Origin of the sequence: Bacillus methanolicus PB1 (genome assembly GCF_000262755.1) — a bacterium.
Classification (GTDB): domain Bacteria; phylum Bacillota; class Bacilli; order Bacillales; family Cytobacillaceae; genus Bacillus_Z; species Bacillus_Z methanolicus.
Map to the genome: position 1 here is coordinate 1,059,519 of NZ_AFEU01000003.1, position 21,229 is coordinate 1,080,747.

At 39.7% G+C, this 21,229-nt stretch carries 18 protein-coding genes, 1 tRNA gene, 1 pseudogene and 1 other annotated feature; all 20 genes and pseudogenes read right to left on the reverse strand.

All coding sequences use genetic code 11. From position 1 onward, the window contains the following. Positions 1-23: 23 nt before the first annotated feature. The 20 genes and pseudogenes from clpX to PB1_RS15020 all read right to left on the reverse strand — a co-directional run bounded on the left by clpX (position 24) and on the right by PB1_RS15020 (position 20,845). A complete protein-coding gene (gene clpX, locus PB1_RS14925; protein WP_004438402.1) occupies positions 24-1,289 on the reverse strand; it encodes an ATP-dependent protease ATP-binding subunit ClpX in 1,266 nt (421 codons plus the stop codon). 327 nt (positions 1,290-1,616) lie between these two features. Further along, positions 1,617-2,921 (reverse strand): trigger factor, encoded by a 1,305-nt coding sequence (gene tig / locus PB1_RS14930; RefSeq protein ID WP_034645685.1) that lies wholly within the window; start codon positions 2,919-2,921, stop codon positions 1,617-1,619. A gap of 169 nt (positions 2,922-3,090) precedes the next feature. Continuing rightward, a complete protein-coding gene (locus PB1_RS14935) occupies positions 3,091-4,116 on the reverse strand; it encodes a tetratricopeptide repeat protein (RefSeq protein ID WP_004438406.1) in 1,026 nt (341 codons plus the stop codon). Between the two features lie 169 nt (positions 4,117-4,285). After that, the gene (gene leuD / locus PB1_RS14940) at positions 4,286-4,876 is read right to left on the reverse strand and encodes a 3-isopropylmalate dehydratase small subunit (RefSeq protein ID WP_004438409.1); all 591 of its coding nucleotides are present in this window, start codon (positions 4,874-4,876) and stop codon (positions 4,286-4,288) included. Positions 4,877-4,891: 15 nt separating this feature from the next. Then, a complete protein-coding gene (leuC, locus tag PB1_RS14945; protein WP_004438411.1) occupies positions 4,892-6,304 on the reverse strand; it encodes a 3-isopropylmalate dehydratase large subunit in 1,413 nt (470 codons plus the stop codon). Between the two features lie 154 nt (positions 6,305-6,458). Further along, a complete protein-coding gene (gene leuB, locus PB1_RS14950; protein ID WP_004438413.1) occupies positions 6,459-7,571 on the reverse strand; it encodes a 3-isopropylmalate dehydrogenase in 1,113 nt (370 codons plus the stop codon). Positions 7,572-7,596: 25 nt separating this feature from the next. Continuing rightward, complete coding sequence (locus PB1_RS14955; RefSeq protein ID WP_004438415.1) at positions 7,597-9,135, reverse strand: 2-isopropylmalate synthase; 1,539 nt, start codon at positions 9,133-9,135, stop codon at positions 7,597-7,599. Beyond that, entirely contained in the window at positions 9,122-10,144 is a 1,023-nt protein-coding gene (gene ilvC / locus PB1_RS14960; RefSeq protein ID WP_004438416.1) for a ketol-acid reductoisomerase, read from the reverse strand. Before ilvC ends, PB1_RS14955 begins: the two co-directional genes overlap by 14 nt. 35 nt (positions 10,145-10,179) lie before the next feature. After that, positions 10,180-10,698, reverse strand: coding sequence for an acetolactate synthase small subunit (gene ilvN, locus PB1_RS14965; RefSeq protein ID WP_004438418.1), 519 nt, complete (start codon positions 10,696-10,698; stop codon positions 10,180-10,182). Next, positions 10,695-12,410 carry an acetolactate synthase large subunit gene (ilvB, locus tag PB1_RS14970; RefSeq protein WP_004438420.1) on the reverse strand — a complete coding sequence of 572 codons (1,716 nt, stop codon included), beginning with the start codon at positions 12,408-12,410 and terminating at the stop codon, positions 10,695-10,697. The genes ilvN and ilvB overlap by 4 nt, the downstream gene beginning before the upstream one ends. A gap of 84 nt (positions 12,411-12,494) precedes the next feature. Then, positions 12,495-12,755: a binding site (T-box leader), on the reverse strand. 4 nt (positions 12,756-12,759) lie between these two features. After that, positions 12,760-13,665 (reverse strand): branched-chain-amino-acid transaminase, encoded by a 906-nt coding sequence (ilvE, locus tag PB1_RS14975; protein WP_004438423.1) that lies wholly within the window; start codon positions 13,663-13,665, stop codon positions 12,760-12,762. Between the two features lie 565 nt (positions 13,666-14,230). Beyond that, positions 14,231-14,307: transfer RNA gene (locus PB1_RS14980), tRNA-Arg, on the reverse strand. A gap of 136 nt (positions 14,308-14,443) precedes the next feature. Then, positions 14,444-14,962, reverse strand: a complete 519-nt coding sequence (locus PB1_RS14985; RefSeq protein ID WP_004438425.1) for a metallophosphoesterase — start codon at positions 14,960-14,962, stop codon at positions 14,444-14,446. After that, positions 14,959-15,570, reverse strand: coding sequence for an XTP/dITP diphosphatase (locus tag PB1_RS14990; protein ID WP_004438427.1), 612 nt, complete (start codon positions 15,568-15,570; stop codon positions 14,959-14,961). The genes PB1_RS14985 and PB1_RS14990 overlap by 4 nt, the downstream gene beginning before the upstream one ends. Next, a complete protein-coding gene (gene rph, locus PB1_RS14995; protein WP_004438430.1) occupies positions 15,571-16,341 on the reverse strand; it encodes a ribonuclease PH in 771 nt (256 codons plus the stop codon). A gap of 132 nt (positions 16,342-16,473) precedes the next feature. Beyond that, positions 16,474-17,556 carry a GerMN domain-containing protein gene (locus tag PB1_RS15000; RefSeq protein ID WP_004438432.1) on the reverse strand — a complete coding sequence of 361 codons (1,083 nt, stop codon included), beginning with the start codon at positions 17,554-17,556 and terminating at the stop codon, positions 16,474-16,476. Positions 17,557-17,746: 190 nt separating this feature from the next. Then, entirely contained in the window at positions 17,747-18,544 is a 798-nt protein-coding gene (gene racE / locus PB1_RS15010; protein WP_004438440.1) for a glutamate racemase, read from the reverse strand. Between the two features lie 10 nt (positions 18,545-18,554). Further along, entirely contained in the window at positions 18,555-18,998 is a 444-nt protein-coding gene (locus tag PB1_RS15015) for a MarR family winged helix-turn-helix transcriptional regulator (RefSeq protein ID WP_004438444.1), read from the reverse strand. A gap of 206 nt (positions 18,999-19,204) precedes the next feature. Beyond that, positions 19,205-19,300, reverse strand: a pseudogene (locus PB1_RS17215) (helix-turn-helix domain-containing protein); the annotation flags it as partial. Between the two features lie 18 nt (positions 19,301-19,318). Beyond that, positions 19,319-20,845 carry a recombinase family protein gene (locus PB1_RS15020; protein ID WP_004438446.1) on the reverse strand — a complete coding sequence of 509 codons (1,527 nt, stop codon included), beginning with the start codon at positions 20,843-20,845 and terminating at the stop codon, positions 19,319-19,321. Between the last annotated feature and the right edge of the window lie 384 nt (positions 20,846-21,229).

A 21,229-nucleotide genomic window follows, 5' to 3' on the forward strand; every position in this document is an offset into this window, starting at 1 on the left:
AGCCAGCCCTTATCTTTCCCCGCTTAAGCTGAGGTTTTTCTTATTTCGTCAATCACTGTTCCATCATTCAGAATCAGTTTCGGAGCACTGTTGTTAGCAACAGTTTCTTTTGTAATAATGCATTTTGTAATATCGTCCCTTGAAGGAAGTTCAAACATTACATCAAGCATAATACCTTCAATAATCGAACGAAGTCCTCGAGCTCCCGTCTTCCGCTCAATTGCTTTTTTCGCGATTTCTTGAAGCGCACCGTCTTCAAATTCCAATTCCACACCATCAAGTTCAAGCATTTTTTGATATTGTTTTACTAATGCATTTTTTGGTTTTGTTAAAATTTCAACCAAAGCATCTTCATCTAACTGCTCAAGGCTTGCAATAACAGGTAAACGCCCTACAAATTCTGGTATTAATCCGAACTTCAATAAGTCTTCTGGAAGAACTTTTGAAAGAAGCTCTTTTTCATCAACTTCAGAAAGTTTTGAATCGCCGCCAAATCCAATAACTTTTTGCCCTAAACGCCTTTTAATAATTGGTTCAATTCCATCGAATGCTCCGCCGCAAATGAACAGAATGTTCGTTGTATCAATCTGAATGAACTCTTGATGTGGATGTTTGCGGCCTCCTTGAGGCGGCACGCTTGCAACCGTACCTTCAAGAATTTTCAACAATGCCTGCTGTACGCCCTCTCCGGAAACATCTCTTGTAATTGAAGGATTCTCAGATTTACGGGCAATCTTATCAATTTCATCAATGTAAATAATTCCTTTTTCAGCTTTTTCAACATCGTAGTCTGCGGCCTGAATCAGTTTAAGCAAAATGTTTTCAACGTCTTCGCCGACATACCCTGCTTCTGTCAGTGAAGTAGCATCAGCAATGGCAAAAGGTACATTTAAGATGCGGGCCAATGTTTGTGCTAGCAATGTTTTACCGCTTCCTGTCGGTCCGATCATACAAATATTGCTTTTTGAAAGCTCGACATCATCAATCTTGCTGTTGGAATTAATCCGTTTATAGTGATTGTATACGGCAACAGAAAGGGACTTTTTTGCTTGATCCTGCCCGATGACATATTCATCAAGAATATCAAGAATTTCTTTTGGCTTCGGCACATCTTTGAACTCCACTTCTTCCTCAGTGCCTAGCTCTTCCTCTACAATCTCAGTGCATAATTCAATACACTCATCACATATATATACACCCGGACCGGCAACTAATTTTCGGACCTGGTCTTGTGTTTTTCCACAGAAAGAACACTTTAGCTGTCCTTTTTCATCATTGAACTTAAACATTAAATTCACCCCTTCGAGAACTTCTATATACACATGTGGATCACAAGCGACCTATTTTTATTTTTCAGCCTTTAAGAAAAAATCTAGCAGTTATGTATTGCATTGTATCACATTTTTTAGGCAGACAGGTACTAATTGCTCTTAAATAAGTTAAGTTGCAAGACTTTAACATGGATCCACTGATAGAAAAAATATGTACTAACTCATCATAACCAGAAAAACGCTGCTTAAATCCTATATTTTACAACTTTATAACTTTCTCTTTATGTATGTATATGTATAAAACAAGGCACGATTGCATCGCGCCTTGCTTTTAGCAATTATTTACTATTGTTCTACCGGATTGCTTTCAACTGTTTTGCTGTATTCTACAAGGAAATCGATTGCTTTTCGATTTTGAAGATCTCCTTTTATTCCATCAAGGCTTCCTATTGCTTTTTTAATGTCATCAACTGGCATGTTATACATGTCTGCCATTTTTTGCAGATCTTCGTTTACTTCTTCATCTGTTACTTCGATATTTTCTGCTTTTGCAATGGCTTCAAGAGTAAGGGCGACACGAACGCGCTTTTCAGCTTCTTCTTTCATTTGTTCACGAAGAGCATCTTCATCCTGTCCTGAGAATTGGTAGTATAAATCAAGGGTCATGCCTTGCATTTGCAGACGCTGTTCAAACTCATTCAAGATGCGGTCCACTTCATTCTTAACCATTACTTCAGGAAGAACAATTTCTGCATTTTCTGCTGCCTTTTCAACAACTGTATCACGAACGTGGTGCTCAGCCTCATGCTGTTTCTCATGTTCTAAGCGTTCTTTAATTTTTGCTTTCAACTCTTCAAAAGTTTCAGCTTCATCATCCACGTCTTTTGCAAATTCATCATCAAGCTCAGGAAGAACCTTTGTTTTCACTTCATGTACTTTCACTTTAAATACTGCAGGTTTACCTGCTAATTCTGCGGCATGATATTCTTCAGGGAATGTTACCTGAACTTCTTTTTCTTCCCCGGCAGCTGTACCAACTAACTGATCTTCAAAGCCAGGAATGAATGAACCAGAACCAAGTTCAAGAGAATAGTTCTCTCCTTTTCCGCCTTCAAACGCTTCACCATTGACAAATCCTTCAAAGTCAATCACAACTGTGTCGCCATTTTCAGCAGTTCCTTCTTCTTTTACTACAATCTCTGCATGGCGCTCTTGAAGAGCTTTTATTTCATTATTCACATCTTCATCTGTTACACTAATATCAAATTTTTCTACTTCTATTCCTTTGTATTCGCCAAGTTTCACTTCCGGCTTTACAGTAACAGTTGCTTTGAAAATTAAGCTTTTGCCCTTTTCAATTTGTTCAACATCAATTTCAGGGCGGTCAACAGGCTCAATACCAGCTTCTTCTACCGCATTTACATATGCATCAGGCAATAGATAATCAATTGCATCCTGGTAAAGAGATTCAACGCCAAAGCGCTTTTCAAAAAGGGAACGAGGCATTTTTCCTTTACGGAAACCAGGAACGCTAACCTGTTTTACTACCTTTTTAAATGCGAAGTCTAAACCTTGGTTGAATTTTTCGGCATCTACTTCGAATGTAAGAACCCCGCGGTTCCCTTCTAATTTTTCCCAATTCACAGACATACCGTTTTTTCCCTCCAACAAATCTATTATCATTTTCAATGATCGAAAATCTTCTGAATATGTCTTGTCTTGCAAGTCATAATCCATTCTTTTCAAATAAAATTTTCTTGTTTGCATATTACAACCATTACATTATAACATACGTTTGCGCTGTTTCAACAGCCCATCCCTAAATAATCGGATAAGAAATTTTATCTATTTCCCTGATAATTTTCAAAGCCTTATTTATTTCTTCCGCTGAAGCATTATATTTTTCAGCAAATTCGCCAACTGAACGGGCTGATCCAAAGTATTCCGTTCCTATATAATGGTAGGCAGCTGCCCAAACGGAAGGGTCAGTTGGACTGAAATCAAACGGATACATAAGAAAAAAATGCCGCTCTATTAACGTTTTAATATTTTCAAACAAAACCGGATCCTCGTTTTCGAGTGTATCTTTTAACATATAAGTGATCTCGAACATTTTGTTTTGTTCCCGAATGTCCGTTAACTTTGCCGGGATAAGGTATTCCGTTTTGCCAAATTTATTTACACGGACTTCTTTTTTATATTCCTGCTCTTTTAAAATGTTCAGCAGCATTGTTTTTAAGAAAGGATGCCCTTCCTCCGAAATGAAGTAAGATTTTATTTCTTCAATAAATGGGCGAATGTTTTGTTTTGATATCTTTGCAACTTTTAGTATTTGCTCTTTAGGGTCATGACTGGAAAACAACTTTTTTTTATCCTCATATATTGAGTGCAAATTTTCTTCTGCAACCCGCTTTTCCTTTTTACTCTCGATCATTTTTTTGCTTAAGTGAAGGATTCTTGAAAAGTGTTCAAACTTCTCCGGCGGGATTGCCTTCTCTTCCAGAAGGGCTTCGATCACAGCTATAATTTCTTCATATTCATTCAACTGAACGAGAATGCTAATATACAATTCAACGATCTGAGAATAGTCGCCGATTCCCTTCTTAAGCATCTCCTTTGCCAGCAGTTTCGCTTCTCCAAGATTTCCTGATTCAAAATAGGCAAGGACAAGTCCAATATGAATTTCAGTGTTTTCCGGATCAAGATTCTTTGCTTCAGAAAATAAATGGATTGCCTCGTGATATTCTTTTAGCTGCAATTTTTCCAATCCTTTTTCCATTAATCTTTTTTCCAAATCGGGAAACAGTATTATATTATCTTTATTATTTCGATCCCGTTTTTTCATACAGGTTACCGCCTTACTAATTTAGTTAACGTTAGTTTAGCACGAACGGACCATGAAAAAAAGGGCTGACCATATGCAAAGGGTCAGACCCCTCAAAACAATATATAGACCAACTCAAAATTCTATATATTGTTATTACCAGAGGGAGTCAGACCCTTAGAGTCAGCCCCTAAGCATTCAATAATTTGTTCTCGTATGCTTTTATATATTCCTCAAGCTGCAGTGTAATTTCAATTTCATCCCAACCGTTTAGAAGTAGTTTCTTCCAATACGGATGAATATCGAAAGAAGCTTTGAACCCTGATTCATCGGACACATATTGTTCTTCAAGGTTAATTGTTAATGTGTAAGGCTGATCTTTGGCCCGCTCCAAAAGATAAGCAACCTTTTCTGCTTCAAGAGTTATAGGAAGCATCCCGTTTTTCAAACAATTTTGATAAAAGATGTCAGCAAACGATGGAGCAATAATCGCTTTAAAACCATAATCCAAAAGCGCCCATGGTGCATGCTCCCTGGAAGAGCCGCATCCGAAGTTTTCATTGACAATTAATATGGTTGCTCCTTGATTTTCTGGAAAATTCAATTCAAATTCCGGGTTCAAAGTGCCATCCGGCAAGAAGCGCCAATCATAAAATAAAAATTCTCCGAATCCCGTTTTTTCAATCCTTTTTAAAAATTGTTTAGGAATAATTTGATCCGTATCAACATTTGCTCGATCAAATGCAGCTGCTTTTCCTTTAAATTGTTGAAATCCGCTCATTGGACATCCTCCTTTCTAGACAGCCTCTGTAACAGCTAATTTTCGAACATCCACAAACCTGCCGTAAATGGCAGCCGCGGCAGCCATAGCTGGACTTACAAGATGAGTACGGGCGCCTGCCCCCTGCCGTCCTTCGAAATTTCGGTTTGAAGTTGATGCACAATGTTCACCTGGAGGAACTAAATCGGAATTCATGCTTAAACACATGCTGCAGCCGGAATCTCTCCATTCAAATCCTGCTTCAATAAAAACTTTGTCAAGTCCTTCCGCTTCCGCCTGCATCTTAACATGCTGCGACCCCGGCACAACAAGAGCTCTTACACTTGGATGCACACTTTTTCCTTTAGCAATTTCTGCAGCTGCCCTTAAATCTTCAATTCGAGAATTCGTACAGGAGCCAATGAACACATGTTGAATCTCAATATCTTCAATTTTCATTCCTTCTGAAAGACCCATATATGATAAGGCTCTTTCTGTTGATTTTCGTTCTGTTTCTGTCTTTGCTTCATTTAAGTAAGGAATATACCCCGTTATTGGCGAAGTCATTCCAGGATTCGTTCCCCAGCTTACCATCGGTTCAATATCGCTTCCGTTAATGGAAAGCACTTTATCATAATGGGCATCCGGATCTGATGCAAGTTTTTTCCATTGTAATACCTTTTCTTCAAAGCTATCTCCCTTCGGTGCATATTTTCTGCCTCTTAAATAAGAAAAAGTAGTTTCATCCGGGCTGATTAAACCTGCTCTTGCACCGCCTTCAATTGACATATTGCATATCGTCATCCGTTCTTCCATCGACATATTTTCAATAACTTCTCCGCAATATTCAATGATGTACCCTGTTCCAAATTTCACCCCAAATTTGGCCAAAATGTATAAAATTACGTCTTTTGCGCTAACCATCGGAGCAAGCTTCCCATTTATTTCAAGCTTTAATGTTTTCGGTTTTGTTTGCCAGAGCGTTTGTGTTGCCAATACATGCTCCACTTCACTAGTTCCAATACCGAATGCTAAAGCCCCAAAAGCGCCGTGGGTGGACGTATGGCTATCTCCACAGACAACTGTCAAACCAGGCTGCGTCAATCCGAGCTCAGGTCCGATAACATGGACAATTCCCTGCTCCGGACTGTTCAAATCCGCTAACGGAATTCCGAACTCTTTACAGTTTTTTTCAAGTGTACTAATTTGGTTTAAAGCCACTTCATCATCAATTTTAAACCGGTTAATTGTCGGAACATTATGGTCCATTGTCGCAAAAGTCTTATCAGGTCTTCTCACCTTCCGGTTTTTCAGCTTAAGACCTGAAAAAGCTTGAGGAGATGTTACTTCATGAACGAGATGAAGATCAATATAAAGCAAGTCCGGTTTTCCTTCTTCCCGATACACGACATGCTGTTCCCAAATTTTATCGATAATCGATTTTCCCATGTCGATCCCCCTCTGTTGTAGTAAAAAATTTGATAGAAACAGGGGCTTAATTTTTATGGTCTGACTCCCTCCGAACAATGACAATAATTCGAATAGTTTTTTCATGTTTGTCTTTATGTTGTATTGGAGGGAGCTGACCCGCCCCTATTTTTTCCTATGCATGAACATTCTTGATGCTTAAGGTCGCTTCATTTTCTAAGAGAGCAGTTTTTATTTTTTCTACCATCTCTGTAGTGGTAATAATTTTCGCGCCGACAGAATCAAGATCTTTTGTTCTGTATCCTGCATCAAGAACTCGATTAACGGCGTTTTCTACAGCTTTCGCTTCCTTTTCCAGCCCAAACGAGAGGCGAAGCATCATAGCGGCAGATAAAATCATAGCAATTGGATTCGCGATATTTTTTCCTTGTATATCAGGAGCTGAACCGTGAATCGGTTCATATAAATAAGGGCCGGCAAGAGAAAGGCTTGCTGAAGGAAGCATTCCAAGCGATCCGGTCAAGACGGATGCTTCATCACTCAAAATATCTCCAAACATATTTTCAGTTACAATGACATCAAACTGTTTCGGATTTTTAATCATTTGCATCGCAGCATTATCAACAAGCATATGCTGAAGCTCTATGTCAGGGAATCTCTTTGCAATCTCTTCAGCAACTTCCCGCCACATTCGGCTTGATTCAAGAACATTTGCCTTATCTACCGATGTAACCTTCTTCTTTCTTTTTTTTGCTAACTCGAATGCCGTTTCTATCACGCGTTCCATTTCTTCCCGATGGTAAAAGAGAGTATCGACCGCGGATTCCTTGCCGTTTTTGCTCAAACGCTCACTCGGTTTTCCAAAGTATAGGCCCCCTGTCAATTCCCTGACCATCAGCAAATCCACATCCTCGATCACTTCCGGCCGAAGCGGCGAGGAATCAGAAAGACTTTTATAAAAAGTTGTCGGTCTTAAGTTTGCATACAAATGTAATTCTTTCCGTATCTTTAATAAACCTTGTTCCGGCCGAAGATGGGCAGGAAGATGATCCCATTTTGGGCCTCCAACCGCTCCAAGCAGAACTGCGTCGCTTTCTTTACAAAGCGCAACCGTTTCTTCAGGCAATGGGCTTCCGGTGGCATCGTATGCTTCTCCTCCAATTTTTCCATACGAAAATTGGAATTGGTTTCCAAATCGTTCTCCAACTGTTTGCAAAATTTGAATTGCACCGGAAGTTACTTCCTTTCCAATTCCATCTCCGGGCAATACAGCAATTTTTTTTGCCATCGGAAATCTCCTCCGTTTATTTACATTAATTGTTAGTAACCACTTCCGTTTTCTCGCCCACGTAAATGACGCGATTGACTGCATTTAGATAGGCTTTGGCTGAAGCTTCGAGAACATCCTGCGCCAGCCCTCTTCCGCTTGTTTCTTTGCCTGCATAGCGCATTTTGACAAACACTTGGGCAAGTGCATCCCTGCCGGCTCCAACCGATTGAATTCGATAATCAAGCAAATTAATTTTTTCATTCATACACTTTTCAAGTGTGTTATATAACGCTTCAATACTTCCTGCACCGGTTCCAGCTTCTTGGATTATTTCATTATCACGGCCTGAAAGTGTAACAGTAGCAGTCGGTACTTGATTTGTTCCATATTGGATCTGGATTGATATCAAGTCGTAAAAACGCTCTTCTTTTGTAAGTTTTTCTTCTAACACAATCGCAGCTAAGTCATCATCAGTCATTTCTTTTTTCCGATCCGCCAAATCTTTAAAAACTTTAAACAAATGGTTAATATCTTCATCAGGTACTGCCAATCCGAGCTCCGTTAGACGGTTTTTAAATGCATGGCGGCCCGAATGCTTTCCAAGCACAAGAGAATTTGATTGGAACCCGACAAGATCAGGAGAGATAATTTCATAAGTAGTCTTTTCTTTTAAAACTCCATCTTGATGAATTCCTGATTCATGAGCAAACGCATTTTTCCCAACAACCGCCTTATTCGCCGGAACAACCATTCCGGTTAATTTGCTGACAAGGCTGCTTGTTCTGCTAATTTCTTTTAAATTTAATCTTGTTTCCGCATTATAATGATCTTTTCGGATATGAAGAGCGACAGCCAGTTCTTCAAGGGCTGCATTCCCTGCCCGTTCGCCAATTCCGTTTATCGTCCCCTCAACTTGTGTGGCGCCATTTTCAACTGCAGAAAGGGAGTTTGCAATTGCCAATCCAAGATCATCATGGCAATGGGACGATAGCTCGACTTTATGAATGGAAGGAACATTTTCTTTTAAATAGCGAAATATATTTCCATATTCGTGCGGAGTACTGTAGCCGACTGTATCCGGTATATTAATGACATGAGCGCCAGCTTGAATGACTTCTTCTACAATTTCAGCAAGAAAAGGAAGCTCAGTCCGGCTGGCATCTTCAGCCGACCACTGAATAACCGGAAATTTCTTTGCCGCATATTTAACGGCCGCAACAGCGGTTTCTTTTACTTGGTCAGCAGTTTGTTTGAGTTTATATTGGCGGTGAATCGGCGAGGTTGCAATAAATACATGCAACCTCGGCTCTGCACCCCCTTTTAATGCTTCCCATGCCGCATCAATATCCGTCATAACCGATCTGGCTAAACCTGTAACTGAACTGTTTTTTACTGTCTGGGCAATTTGTTCTACTGAAGTAAAATCCCCTTTTGAAGCGGCAGGGAAGCCGGCTTCTATAATATCGACATTCAACCGTTCAAGCTGTCTGGCAATCTCAAGCTTTTCTGATTGATTGAGATTAACGCCGGCTGATTGTTCCCCGTCTCTCAAAGTCGTATCGAAAATTTTAATTTTTCGCACTTGCGACCACTTCTTTCTGTTTGTCTTTATTGACAAATGGCATCATTTTTCTTAATTCTCTTCCGACTTTTTCAATTGGATGCTCTTTTTCACGCTCATTGATGGCATTAAAGACAGGACGGTTTGCCTGGTTTTCTAAAATCCAGCCTTTCGCGAATTTTCCTTCCTGAATATCTTTCAATACTGCTTTCATTTCTTGTTTTACTTGGTCATTTACAACACGCGGGCCGCTGACGAAATCACCCCATTGAGCTGTGTCTGAAATAGAGTAGCGCATACCTGCCAAGCCGCCTTCGTACATTAGATCCACGATCAATTTAAGTTCATGCAAACATTCAAAATAAGCGAGTTCCGGCTGATAACCTGCTTCTGTCAATGTTTCAAATCCTGCTTTAACAAGAGATGTAAGTCCGCCGCATAGAACAGCTTGTTCTCCGAATAAATCGGTTTCTGTTTCTTCTTTAAAAGTTGTTTCAAGAGCCCCTGCCCGTAAAGAACCGATTGCTTTTGCATAAGCTAGCGCAAGCTCTTTTGCTTTTCCGCTGACATCTTGGTATATTGCAAACAAAGCTGGAACTCCGGCCCCTTCTTGATACGTTCTTCTTACTAAATGACCCGGGCCTTTTGGTGCGACAAGTAATACATCACAGTTTTCAGGAGGAACAATTTGGTTAAAATGAATGTTAAATCCATGGGCAAACATCAGTGCCTGGTTTGTTAAATTTGGTTCGATTTCTTCTTTATACACTTTTGGCTGCAATTCATCTGGAAGCAAAATCATTACAACATCTGCAGCAGCTGTAGCTTCAGCAACCGAATAAACTTTAAATCCGTCTTGCTCCGCTTTTTCCCATGATTTTCCTTTTCTTATTCCGATGACAACGTCCACTCCGCTGTCACGCATGTTTTGTGCGTGTGCGTGTCCTTGAGAACCATACCCGATAACTGCTACCTTTTTCGCGTTTAAATATTGTTCATTTGCATCTCCGTTATAGTACATTTTTGCCATGTTTTTTCTTCCTTTCCTTTATCAAATTTGTATAATTAAACGATTGAAATTGTTTTGACTGAATTTGCTGAACGCTGGATTCCTCTCGGGAATGCCGTCGTTCCCGTTCTTGCCAGTTCTTTGATTCCATATGGTTTTATCAATTCAATGAATGCCTCCACCTTATCAGTTTCACCGGTGATTTGAATAACCAAGCTGTCTTTGCTCACATCGATAACAGATGCCCGGAACGGTTGAATAAGCGAATAAATTTCACTTCTTGTATGTGGGGGAGCAAGAACTTTTATTAGCGCAAGTTCCCTGGCAACAATCGATTGATCACTCATATCAGTGACTTTTATGACATCTATTTGCTTGTTTAATTGTTTCGTAATTTGTTCGACGATCCTGTCATTATCTACGTGAACGACACAGGTGATTCTTGAAACCCCTTCTTGTTCCGAATGTCCGACTGTAATGCTTTCGATATTGTAATTTCGTTTGGAAAATAGATTGGTAATCCGGTTCAAAACACCGGGACGATTTAAAACCGTCATGGAAATAATCCGTTTCACTCTTTAACACCTACCATTTCATGTATCCCTTTTCCTGGTGCGATCATCGGATAGACATTTTCATCAGGATTTACACGGAAATCGAGAAGAACCGGCTCCCGATTATGCAAAACTTGATTAAGGATTGTTTCCGCTTCTTCTTCTGTGTGAATTTCATAGCCTTTTATTCCGTAAGCTTCTGCCAATTTTACGAATGAAGGCAGTGTTGGAAACTTACTATGTGAGTATCGCGATTGATAAAAGATTTCCTGCCATTGCCGGACCATTCCAAGCGCTTGGTTGTTAAGAATAATAATTTTTATCGGAAGCTGCAGTTCGGCAATAACCGCAAGCTCCTGGCTGCACATTTGAAAACCGCCGTCACCTGAAATCGAAAGAACGCATGCATCCGGGTCTGCCAGCTGGGCCCCGATGCTTGCGGGTAGCCCGAAACCCATTGTTCCTAAACCGCCGGACGTTACCCATCTGTCCGGATTTTTTAAAGGATAATATTGAGCTGCCCACATTTGATGTTGTCCAACATCGGTGACAACAATTGCGTCACCATTCGTTTTCTCATACAGCATCTCCATAACTTTTTGCGGTTTTAGTGTAGCATCTTCCTCATAGTGGAACGGGTGCTTTGTTTTCCATTCCTGTATAGTGTTCAACCATTCCTTATTCTCTGGCGGCCTTCCTTCTTGAGCAATCAGTTGGGTTAATGCTTCCTTGGCATCGGCAACAACCGGAATTTGTGTTGGAACATTTTTGCCGATCTCTGCAGGATCAATATCAATATGGGCCACTGTCGCCTTAGGGGCAAAATGCTGCAGGTTTCCGGTGAGCCGGTCATCAAAACGGGCTCCGATATTGACAAGTAAATCACATTCATACAGTGCCATATTCGCTGAATAACAACCATGCATACCTGCCATTCCAACAAACAAAGGGTGGTTTGCCGGAAATCCCCCTAAACCGAGGAGTGTATGAACAACAGGGATTTGCTGCTGTTCGGCATATATCTTTAATTCCTCTGATGCTTTTGCATGAAGGACACCTGCACCGGCTAAAATAACCGGGCGTTTTGCACTGCTTACAGCCTCTGTCAATTTTCTGATCTGCAAATAATTCGGCTGGATATTCGGCTGATATCCCGGCAAATTGACTTCAACATCATCCGGAACATATGCAGCAGATGCTGCCATATCTTTCGGAATATCGATTAAGACCGGACCCGGCCTTCCGCTTGAAGCAATATAAAATGCTTCTTTTACGATCCGAGGAATGTCTTCAATGTTGCGAACCTGGTAATTGTATTTGGTTATTGGTGTCGTTATACCGAGAATATCTGCCTCCTGAAAAGCGTCTGTCCCGATTACGCCTGTTGCTACTTGCCCTGTGAATACAACTAGCGGTAAAGAATCCATCATCGCATCTGTCAGTCCGGTTACAATGTTTGTTGCTCCAGGACCCGATGTGGCAATGACTACCCCTGGTTTCCCGGTAATTCTTGCATAACCTTCAGCAGCATGAATTCCTCCTTGTTCATGCCTCGGGAGCACATGTAAGATCTTAGAATCGTAAAGCTTGTCGTAAATCGGAAGGACAGCCCCGCCCGGATATCCAAATATCACTTCAACATTTTCCTTTACCAGTGCTTCGAGCAATAATTCTGCGCCACTCATCGCCTTTTTTTCAGCCTTTTTTTTCGTAAAGGCAGTTTCCTGCAACATTTTTAAGACCTCCTATTAATCACTGATTAAAAAATAAATTAAAAAAAGCCCTTCCATCCCCTAAACAGCCCACTACACTTGGGCCTAAGGGGTGAAAAGGCTTTGAAACCTGTTCCACGGTACCACCCTTCTTCACGCAAAATATGCGTGCACTCATGAACAGCAAACGTTTTGCTGCTCGTTTTGATAACGGGTGCCGAGCACCCGACCGGCCCTACTTGAATTCTCTTTCAAGCCAACGCTCGGAGGTGAGTTCATTTTATGGTGCCATTGCCAGTTCTCAGCTTCTCCGGCTCTCTGTTAATGACGATCCATAAAACTACTTATCCTCTTCAACGCTTTCGATTATTCAGCTAACATGTGTGGTTTCTTGTTGATAATTTACTTTAACTCCTTCTTTAACTACCCGTTCCCTGAATTTTTCCAATAATTTTTTCGTATGGACCCCAGGTACACCATCTCCAATGACTCTGCCATCCACTTTTACGACTGCAATAACTTCGGCTGCGGTTCCTGTAAGGAAAACCTCATCTGCTGTATAAACATCATGTCTTGTAAACGGTTCTTCCTTCACCTCGTAGCCAAGCTCCTCAGCAATTTCCATTACAGCGTTTCTCGTAATGCCTTCAAGTGCTCCGACATAGCCGGGCGGTGTTATGAAAACCCTGTCTTTAACGATGAAAATATTATCTGCCGATCCTTCAGCGACGTAGCCTTGATCATTTAGCATGAGCGCTTCTTTCACGTTCGCCAAATGGGCTTCGATTTTGACGAGTACATTATTTAAATAGTTTAATGATTTTACTTTCGGGCTCAATACATCCGATCTGTTTCGCCTTGTAGCTACTGTGACTATTTCCAGTCCTCTTTCGTATAATTCTTTAGGATAAATAGTCAGCGGTTCGACAATGACAACAACGCTAGCTGATTTGCAATTATTTGGATCTAAACCAAGATCTCCTACTCCTCTGGAGACAACAACCCGGATATAGGCATCTTCGAACAGGTTTCTTTCCACTGTTTCAGCGATAATTTTTGTTAACTCATCCTGAGTATGAGGAATTTCAAGCATAATCGACTTTGCCGATCGATAGAGGCGATCCATATGTTCTTTCATTCGAAAGATATTGCCGCTGTATACACGTATTCCCTCAAAAACTCCGTCTCCGTACAAAAACCCATGATCATATACTGAAATTTTGGCGTTCTCTTTTGTCACATATTCGCCGTTTAAATATATCCATTGTTCGGACACGAAAAACGCACCTCCATACTGTAATAAACGAACACTTTAAACTGTTAAATTTTTAAATTGTAAAAAGATGAAAACGGAAGTAACCATAAACCTTATTACTTGCCGTTCAAATTGTGGTTATTTTTACATCATGAGTAGGTGCAGAAACGGTTTTTGCCGATCTTTATTGACAGAAAGTTCGGTTTATTTGAGGACTATCTTACGCTCATTTTATTAGAGAGTCAATAGTCTTTTTGTGAATTATTCGATAATTTCGATATATCTTTTTTGTTGTATCCGCTTACAATGCTGACGTGCTAATACTTCTTGGCGAGGAAAAATTTTTAAAAAATTTTAGGTGATCAGAGAGGAATTTTACATTGTACCAAAAGGAAAAGCGCATCATAATATATATGGAAATAATCCGTCATTTACGTTACATTTCCTCACACTAAATAAAGCGCTTTCAAAAAAAGTTCCCGAAGAGGAATATCGATAATAAAAAACTGTTATGTAAAAAAATTTCCGGCATACAATCCGGAACTTTTATTAAACATAACGGAATATGTTAGGGTATGTAGTTAGATGGCGTCCCAGGAGAGATTCGAACTCCCGACCGACGGCTTAGAAGGCCGTTGCTCTATCCAGCTGAGCTACTGGGACATAAATTATCAAATCAAAGACAAGTTTTATTATATTAGCCTAACAATTAATTGTCAACACAAAACAGATATTTTTTTAAAAACAATGGAACAAGGGAAGAAAATCCGCTTCCCTCGTGTTCCAAGTGGCATTTCTATCATTTTGGAAGTGTAAATTCCGAAAATAAATCCGGCATTTCCCCTGATTCAATATCATACACTTGCAAATAAACTGACTCTCCGGACAGCTCTATTATTGCATATGTTCTTTCTTTTCTCATCCTGGGCAAAAGAATGCTTCCCGGATTAATAAACAACATATCATCAATCTTTTCAGCTCCAAGAACGTGAGAGTGCCCAAAGCATATGATATCCGCGTTCAATTCTTTTGCACGATAGCTGAGATTTAGTAAAGAAGATTTAACAGAATAGCGATGTCCATGCGTAACAAATATCAGTCTGTCACCTGCTTCTTCAAGCCTTTCATCAGGAAAACCGCTGTCAAAATCACAATTGCCTCTTACCGCCCGAAAGCGTTCCATAATGGGATGAGAGACTGAAAGCTCGGAGTCACCGCAATGGAGCATAATGTCCACTTCATCTCCGTGCTTTTCAAGCAATTTTTCAAGTTCTGCAATAGACCCGTGACTGTCACTGACAATCAAAATTTTTGTCATGGCCTCTCTTCCCTTCCCAAAAGGTTATCAAGATGCTCTTTTAATTTTCTTAAGGCGTTGGCACGATGGCTGATTTGATTTTTCTCTTCCGGAAGCAGTTCTGCCATTGACCTCCCTTTCTCAAATACATAAAAAACCGGATCATAGCCGAATCCGTTCGCGCCTCTTCTTTCTTTCAAAATCAAACCTTCACATGTACCGGAAAATGTAAATGTCGGCTGATTTGGAGAGGCGACGGCAAGGGCACAATAAAACCTGGCAGTCCGTTCATCATCATTGACGCCTTCCAGTTCTTTAAGCACTTTGTCAATATTGGCATTATCGTTTTTTTCTTCTCCTGCATATCGTGCCGAATAAATGCCCGGCCTGCCGTCTAAAGCATCAACCATTAAGCCTGAATCATCGGCAATGACCATTTTTCCTAATTGCTTGGCAACAGATTCAGCCTTTAATACGGCATTTTCCTCGAACGTTGAGCCTGTTTCCTCAATTTCGCCAATTTCAGGATAATCAAGAAGAGTTTTTACCTGAATGCCCTTTGGCTCGAACATCGTTGCAAACTCTTTCGCTTTTCCTCTGTTTTTTGTAGCAATAATAACCTCTTTCACCTAACTTTTCCCCTCTTTGTCTCCTCTATTTTGATAGATAAGGTTAGTAATTTCATCACCAAGCACTTCTTTTTGAATTTCAAACAGTTCCATAAGCCCTTCCTGCGCAACTTTTAAAAGATCCTGCAATTCTCCGTAGGAAAATGTAGATTCTTCACCCGTTCCTTGCAATTCAACAAATTCCCCGCTACCAGTCATTACTACATTCATATCTACTCCCGCTTTTGAATCTTCCACATAATTCAAGTCTAATACAATTTGTTTATTTTCGAGAATCCCTACACTTGTTGCAGCAAGAAAATCAGTTACGGGATATTTTCCAATCGACTTTTTTTCATAAAGCTTATATAATGCAATAGCCATTGCTACAAACGCACCGGTAATCGCCGCGGTTCTTGTCCCGCCATCCGCTTGTATAACGTCACAATCAAGCCAAATTGTTCTTTCTCCAATGTTCTCTAAATCTACAACTGCCCGTAAGGCTCGGCCAATCAGCCGCTGAATTTCCATTGTGCGGCCTGACACCTTGCCCTTTGAAGATTCCCTTATGTTTCTTTGTTCAGTCGCTCTTGGAAGCATTGAATACTCTGCTGTTATCCATCCTTTTCCTTCCCCGCGCATGAACGGAGGAACCCTCTCATCAATACTGGCCGTACAAATTACTTTCGTGTCACCAACTGTAATAAGGACCGAACCTTCAGGATGTTTCAAAAAATCCGGTTCAATATGTATCGTTCTTAATTGCATTGATTCTCGGCCATCAATACGCATTTATTTTCCTCCTTCAGTTTGGCAATGTCTATTTTACAAAAGACTGCCAAACGCTTTTCAGCATTAAAGAAGAGGCGGCATAAAATGCCTACCTCTTACGTTGTCATAATATAGTATAACAAAAAAAATTTATTAAAAACTACCTGTGTTGACTTTTTCAGGACGGGATACAGGTTCTGTAAGTTTTTCGCCGTTTTCATTTACTATTTCTGTTTTTCCGTCCACCGTAATTGACACGCTTTCAATTCCTTTCTGTTCTGTTAAAGAAAGAACGAGAGAGTTCAACACATGCTTGGAAATCATTTTTTCTTCAAAGCTTCCATAAATAGACTCATTGAAATTTAAGGTAACATTTCCGTTTTCAACTTTTGGATTATCCAGGAGCTTTGTATCCGGATTGAATTCGCTTAATAGCGGCGAGGCATATCCCGGTCCTTTAATCAGCTCTGTTACAGCCGCAACAATGCCGTCTTTAACCTTATTTTCTACACGCCGGGTGACCGGAACATAATAATAAGAATCTTCATCCCCGCCAAGGAAGTAGACGGTTACAGCTCTTGTATTTGTAATATCTGCCACTCCGGCCGTATCTAAGTTTATACCGTCTTTTCTGCTTAACTCTCCGCCGATTGGGGTTCCATTAACCGGCATCTCTGTTAACTCTTTTCCATTCATTTGTATTTTGACTTTTCCAACAGAATCAAATTGGGTCAACGTCCATGTAACAGCCTGCAAGACTTTTAATTCATCCTCCGGTTTATAGTTGGCAAATTCTTTGGAGAAATCAACAACAGCAGTCCCATCCTTTATTTTTACCGTCATTTTCGTATCAGCCGGCAATACTGCCCTGAATCCATTAGGTAGAAGTTCTGAAACCGGGCCTTGTTCAACCAAGTATTCGAGCGCTTGTTTCGCTACACTTTCCGTTTTTGGAAGAGCCAATGTTTGCGGAACTACATAACCTTCTTTATCAATTAAATAAAGCTCCGTTCTTACTGTTTCTTCCGCCGCTTTCTCTTTTCCGCCGGTTGCTTCCTCTTTAACAGTATTTTCATTTTCTTCTTTTAAAACTTTTTCTCCCTCTTCTTCTAAATAACTGACGTCTTGAGGCGGATCTATTTTCGTTTCTTTACTGCCTAACGACCCGCAACCGGTCAAAATTATTGATAATACAAAAGCAGCTAATACAAGGGGCGTTTTTTTATTTATAAACATAAGATCCCTCCTGATACAGTTTGTACTACATGTATACGAACTTTCGAATAAAATAGACCGTCTTTCGCAAAAAAATTGGACATTTTTATCAGGAGTTTTTCAACATTATTTTCGAACAAAAAAGCTGACTCAATTGTAAAGGGCCAGACCCCTCCAATAGAGTGGGGCAGACCCTTATGAGCCAGCATCTTTATCCAAGCTTTATCATACTTACGTTTTCAATCGGTTTTCCAAGCCACTGGGAAGCAATTTTTGTAAAAATAGCTTTCGATCCAGTAGTAAAAAATTGATGGATCGGTTCTTCTTCGCTCACATGGAGCATTCCGTTGTGATGAAGAATTGTACTTATTTCCCTAGCCGTTTCTTCACCCGAGCTGATTACATTTACGCCTTTTCCCATGAAATTTTTAATTAAAGGTTCAAGAAGCGGATAATGGGTACATCCTAATATGAGCGTATCAAGGCCTTTGTTTCTTAAAGGCAGTAAAGTCTCGGCAACAATTTTTTTGGCAACCGGTCCGAAATATTCACCGCTCTCAACAAGGGGGACAAATTTCGGACAGGCAAGGCTTTTAACGGTTACATGGCGATTAATCGATTTCAATGCCTTTTCATAGGCCCCGCTTCTTACCGTCCCTTCTGTTCCAATAACTCCGATTCGGCGGTTTTTTGTTACTTTTATCGCAGTTCTCGCACCAGGATGAATAACCCCGATCACCGGAATCGGCAGCTCGCGGCTAATTTCATCCAAGGCGACAGCTGTAGCCGTATTGCAAGCGATAACAAGCATTTTTATATTTTTCTCAAGCAAAAAACTGGTCATCTGCCATGTAAAAGTTTTTACTTCATCACTCGTCCTTGGACCATAAGGGCACCGAGCTGTGTCCCCTAGATAGAAAATTTGTTCATGGGGAAGCTGGCGCATGACTTCTTTTGCTACTGTCAATCCGCCAACTCCCGAATCTATGATACCTATTGGTTGTTTCAAACATCTCGCCTCATTCTTCACGCATGTCTTGATGCAATCTGATTAAATTATTTTTCAGTGCAATTACTTCTTCATCTGAATAATTTTTTAAAACCTCCTGCAAATATGCCTGTCTTTTTTTAATTACTTCTTCGATGATTCTTCCGCCTTCTTCCAATAGATGAATGCGGACGACTCTCCTGTCATTTGGATCCTTTACACGGATAACAAGTTTATTTTTTTCCATCCTGTCAATGAGATCTGTAGTTGTGCTGAATGCAAGATACATCTTATTAGAGAGTTCACCGATTGTCATGTCTCCTTCTTCGAAAAGCCATTGCAGCGCCACAAACTGGGGAAGAGTAATGGTATAATTGCTTAAGATCTCTCTTCCCTTTTGTTTAATAATGCCGGATATGTATCGCAATTCTTTTTCAATATCTGCCACAATTTGTGCTCCATCATTTTTTTGCATATCTTCCAGTCTCATTTCAACACAACTCCCATTTACGCTTTCACGAATCTCACAACTTCTCTTATTTTCTATCTTTTTTCACTAAATTTCAAGAAGGAAAAATTGGCTGTGTTTTTTAAAATTGAGACTTCAATACTAAGTATCTTGCTCCATCCATTGATAAATAAATGTTTTAACCGGCTTCCCAAAAGGATAGCCGGTTTTGATTAAAGCTTTAGTTCTCCCATTCGAAGGAGCTCTACAACAGCTTGTGAACGCCCCTTAACACCAAGCTTTTGCATTGCATTTGCGATGTATATCCTTTGCAAACTCAGACCGCACTAAAATTCAAATTTGTAGTGAAAATCAAGCTTACCATCTGGGTGAACAACGATATGATCAATTAGAGTGCTTATCGCATGATGGAGATCTTCGTCATGTTTTTTTAATTGTTCAAAAGCCTCTTGAATGCTTTCAATGTCAATTTTCACTTCTTCTTCTTGTCTTAATAAAAAGATCCGATCAGAAATATTTTTAATTTCCTGCTCATATTCTTTTCGTTTCATCTGAAACTCAGCTTTTGAGATCAACTTGTCTTTAAGGTACAGATCAATTAAGCCGTTGTTCATTTGCTCTAATTCTTTTTTTTGTTTCTCTAATGTGCTAATTTCTTTCTGTTTCTGTTGATAAAGATTGTTTTCAAAATTAATTTTCGTTTTCTTTCCTTTATTAATGATCTTTTTGAGAACAAACTCTCGAAAATCTTCATATCGAATCGGCGTATGATTGACGCAGCCAAATTTCCCAGCTCGGCGGTACTCTGAGCATTTTAGGTATCTCCATTCTATTCGTTCGCCATCTTTATTTTTTTTATATGATTGAACAATGACCATATTTGAGTCACATTCAGAACAACGAAGCAACCCTCTAAATTCGTTCCATGGAGTGATCTTTGTCTTTTTGTTCGTTACCTCTTTGCTATTGGCTTTCTCCCATTCCTCTTTTGAAATGATTGCCGGATGGTGATTTTCATATATGGTCCATTTTTCACGAGGATTTTCTATTTGTTTTTTTCGACCATTCACTTTTATTTTGGTATAACGATTATGGATAAATATACCTGTGTACGTAGGATTCCTGATAATCCGTTGAACTGTGGTTACTTGCCATTTGTCTTTTTTTCGCGGCTTCGCAACATTGCCCTTTGCTAATTCTTCATTTAGTAACCTAGTGATAGTTTTAAATCCGAATCCGTCGTGATTGTACCACTTAAAGATTAAGCGAATGGTAGGTGCTTCATCTTCATTTATCACTAGCTTTTTATCTTCTTTGTTATAGCCGAATGGAACTGGACCGATATGTTCTCCTCGACGTACTTTAGCAGCGAACACACCACTAATTGATACTGATAGTGTCTTTGGATACTGGGCAGCAAACATTGAGAACATTTCAAACTTCATATCATTTTTGCCTTCATAAAGGCTATCATAACCTTCTTCGATCGTTACCAGCCGTACTCCGTGAGCAAGCAATGTTTCTTTGATTTCTAGTGCATCTTTCATATCCCTTGCCAAACGGTGAATAGATTTAAATATGACCATCTTAATTTCACGTTTACGTGCTTTTTCTAAAACTAATTGCATGGCAGCACGATCAAGCAAAACAGTTCCGCTGATTCCGTTATCAAGTACAATTGCTTTTTCATTCCATTCGAAATTGTTTTTCTCGATCCAGTTGTGACAAATATCAATTTGATTTTCAAGCGACGAAACTTGTTCATCTTTTTCGGTAGATACACGACCATAAACTAAGTAAGGATATTCATTATAGGAGATAATTGTTTTATCTTTGTTGAGATTTAACAGCACGGAAATTCCTCCTTTTGCTATTGGTACATTATATTTGCAAAAAACAAATGTGATTACTTAACATTATACCGAACATTTGTTTTTATTTCTATGTAACTTTTAAATTAGAAAAATAAAAATAGGCATCCAAAACAAATAATCGGATGCCTAAACAAACTCAAAATATCCAAGCCAACAGAAATAAAATGCCTGCAATTAAAAGTAAATCCATTTCCCACCCACATCCTTAAACCATTGTTTGGTTTTATAATTTAACTTGGTTTAGGAAATATACGTATAAATCTAATTTTAGATAGTTTATGATAAATTTAGAGAGTACTCATTAATTTTTCATGGGTATTCGGATTTTGTAGTGGATTTTCTATTAGAAACTTATTCTGCTAT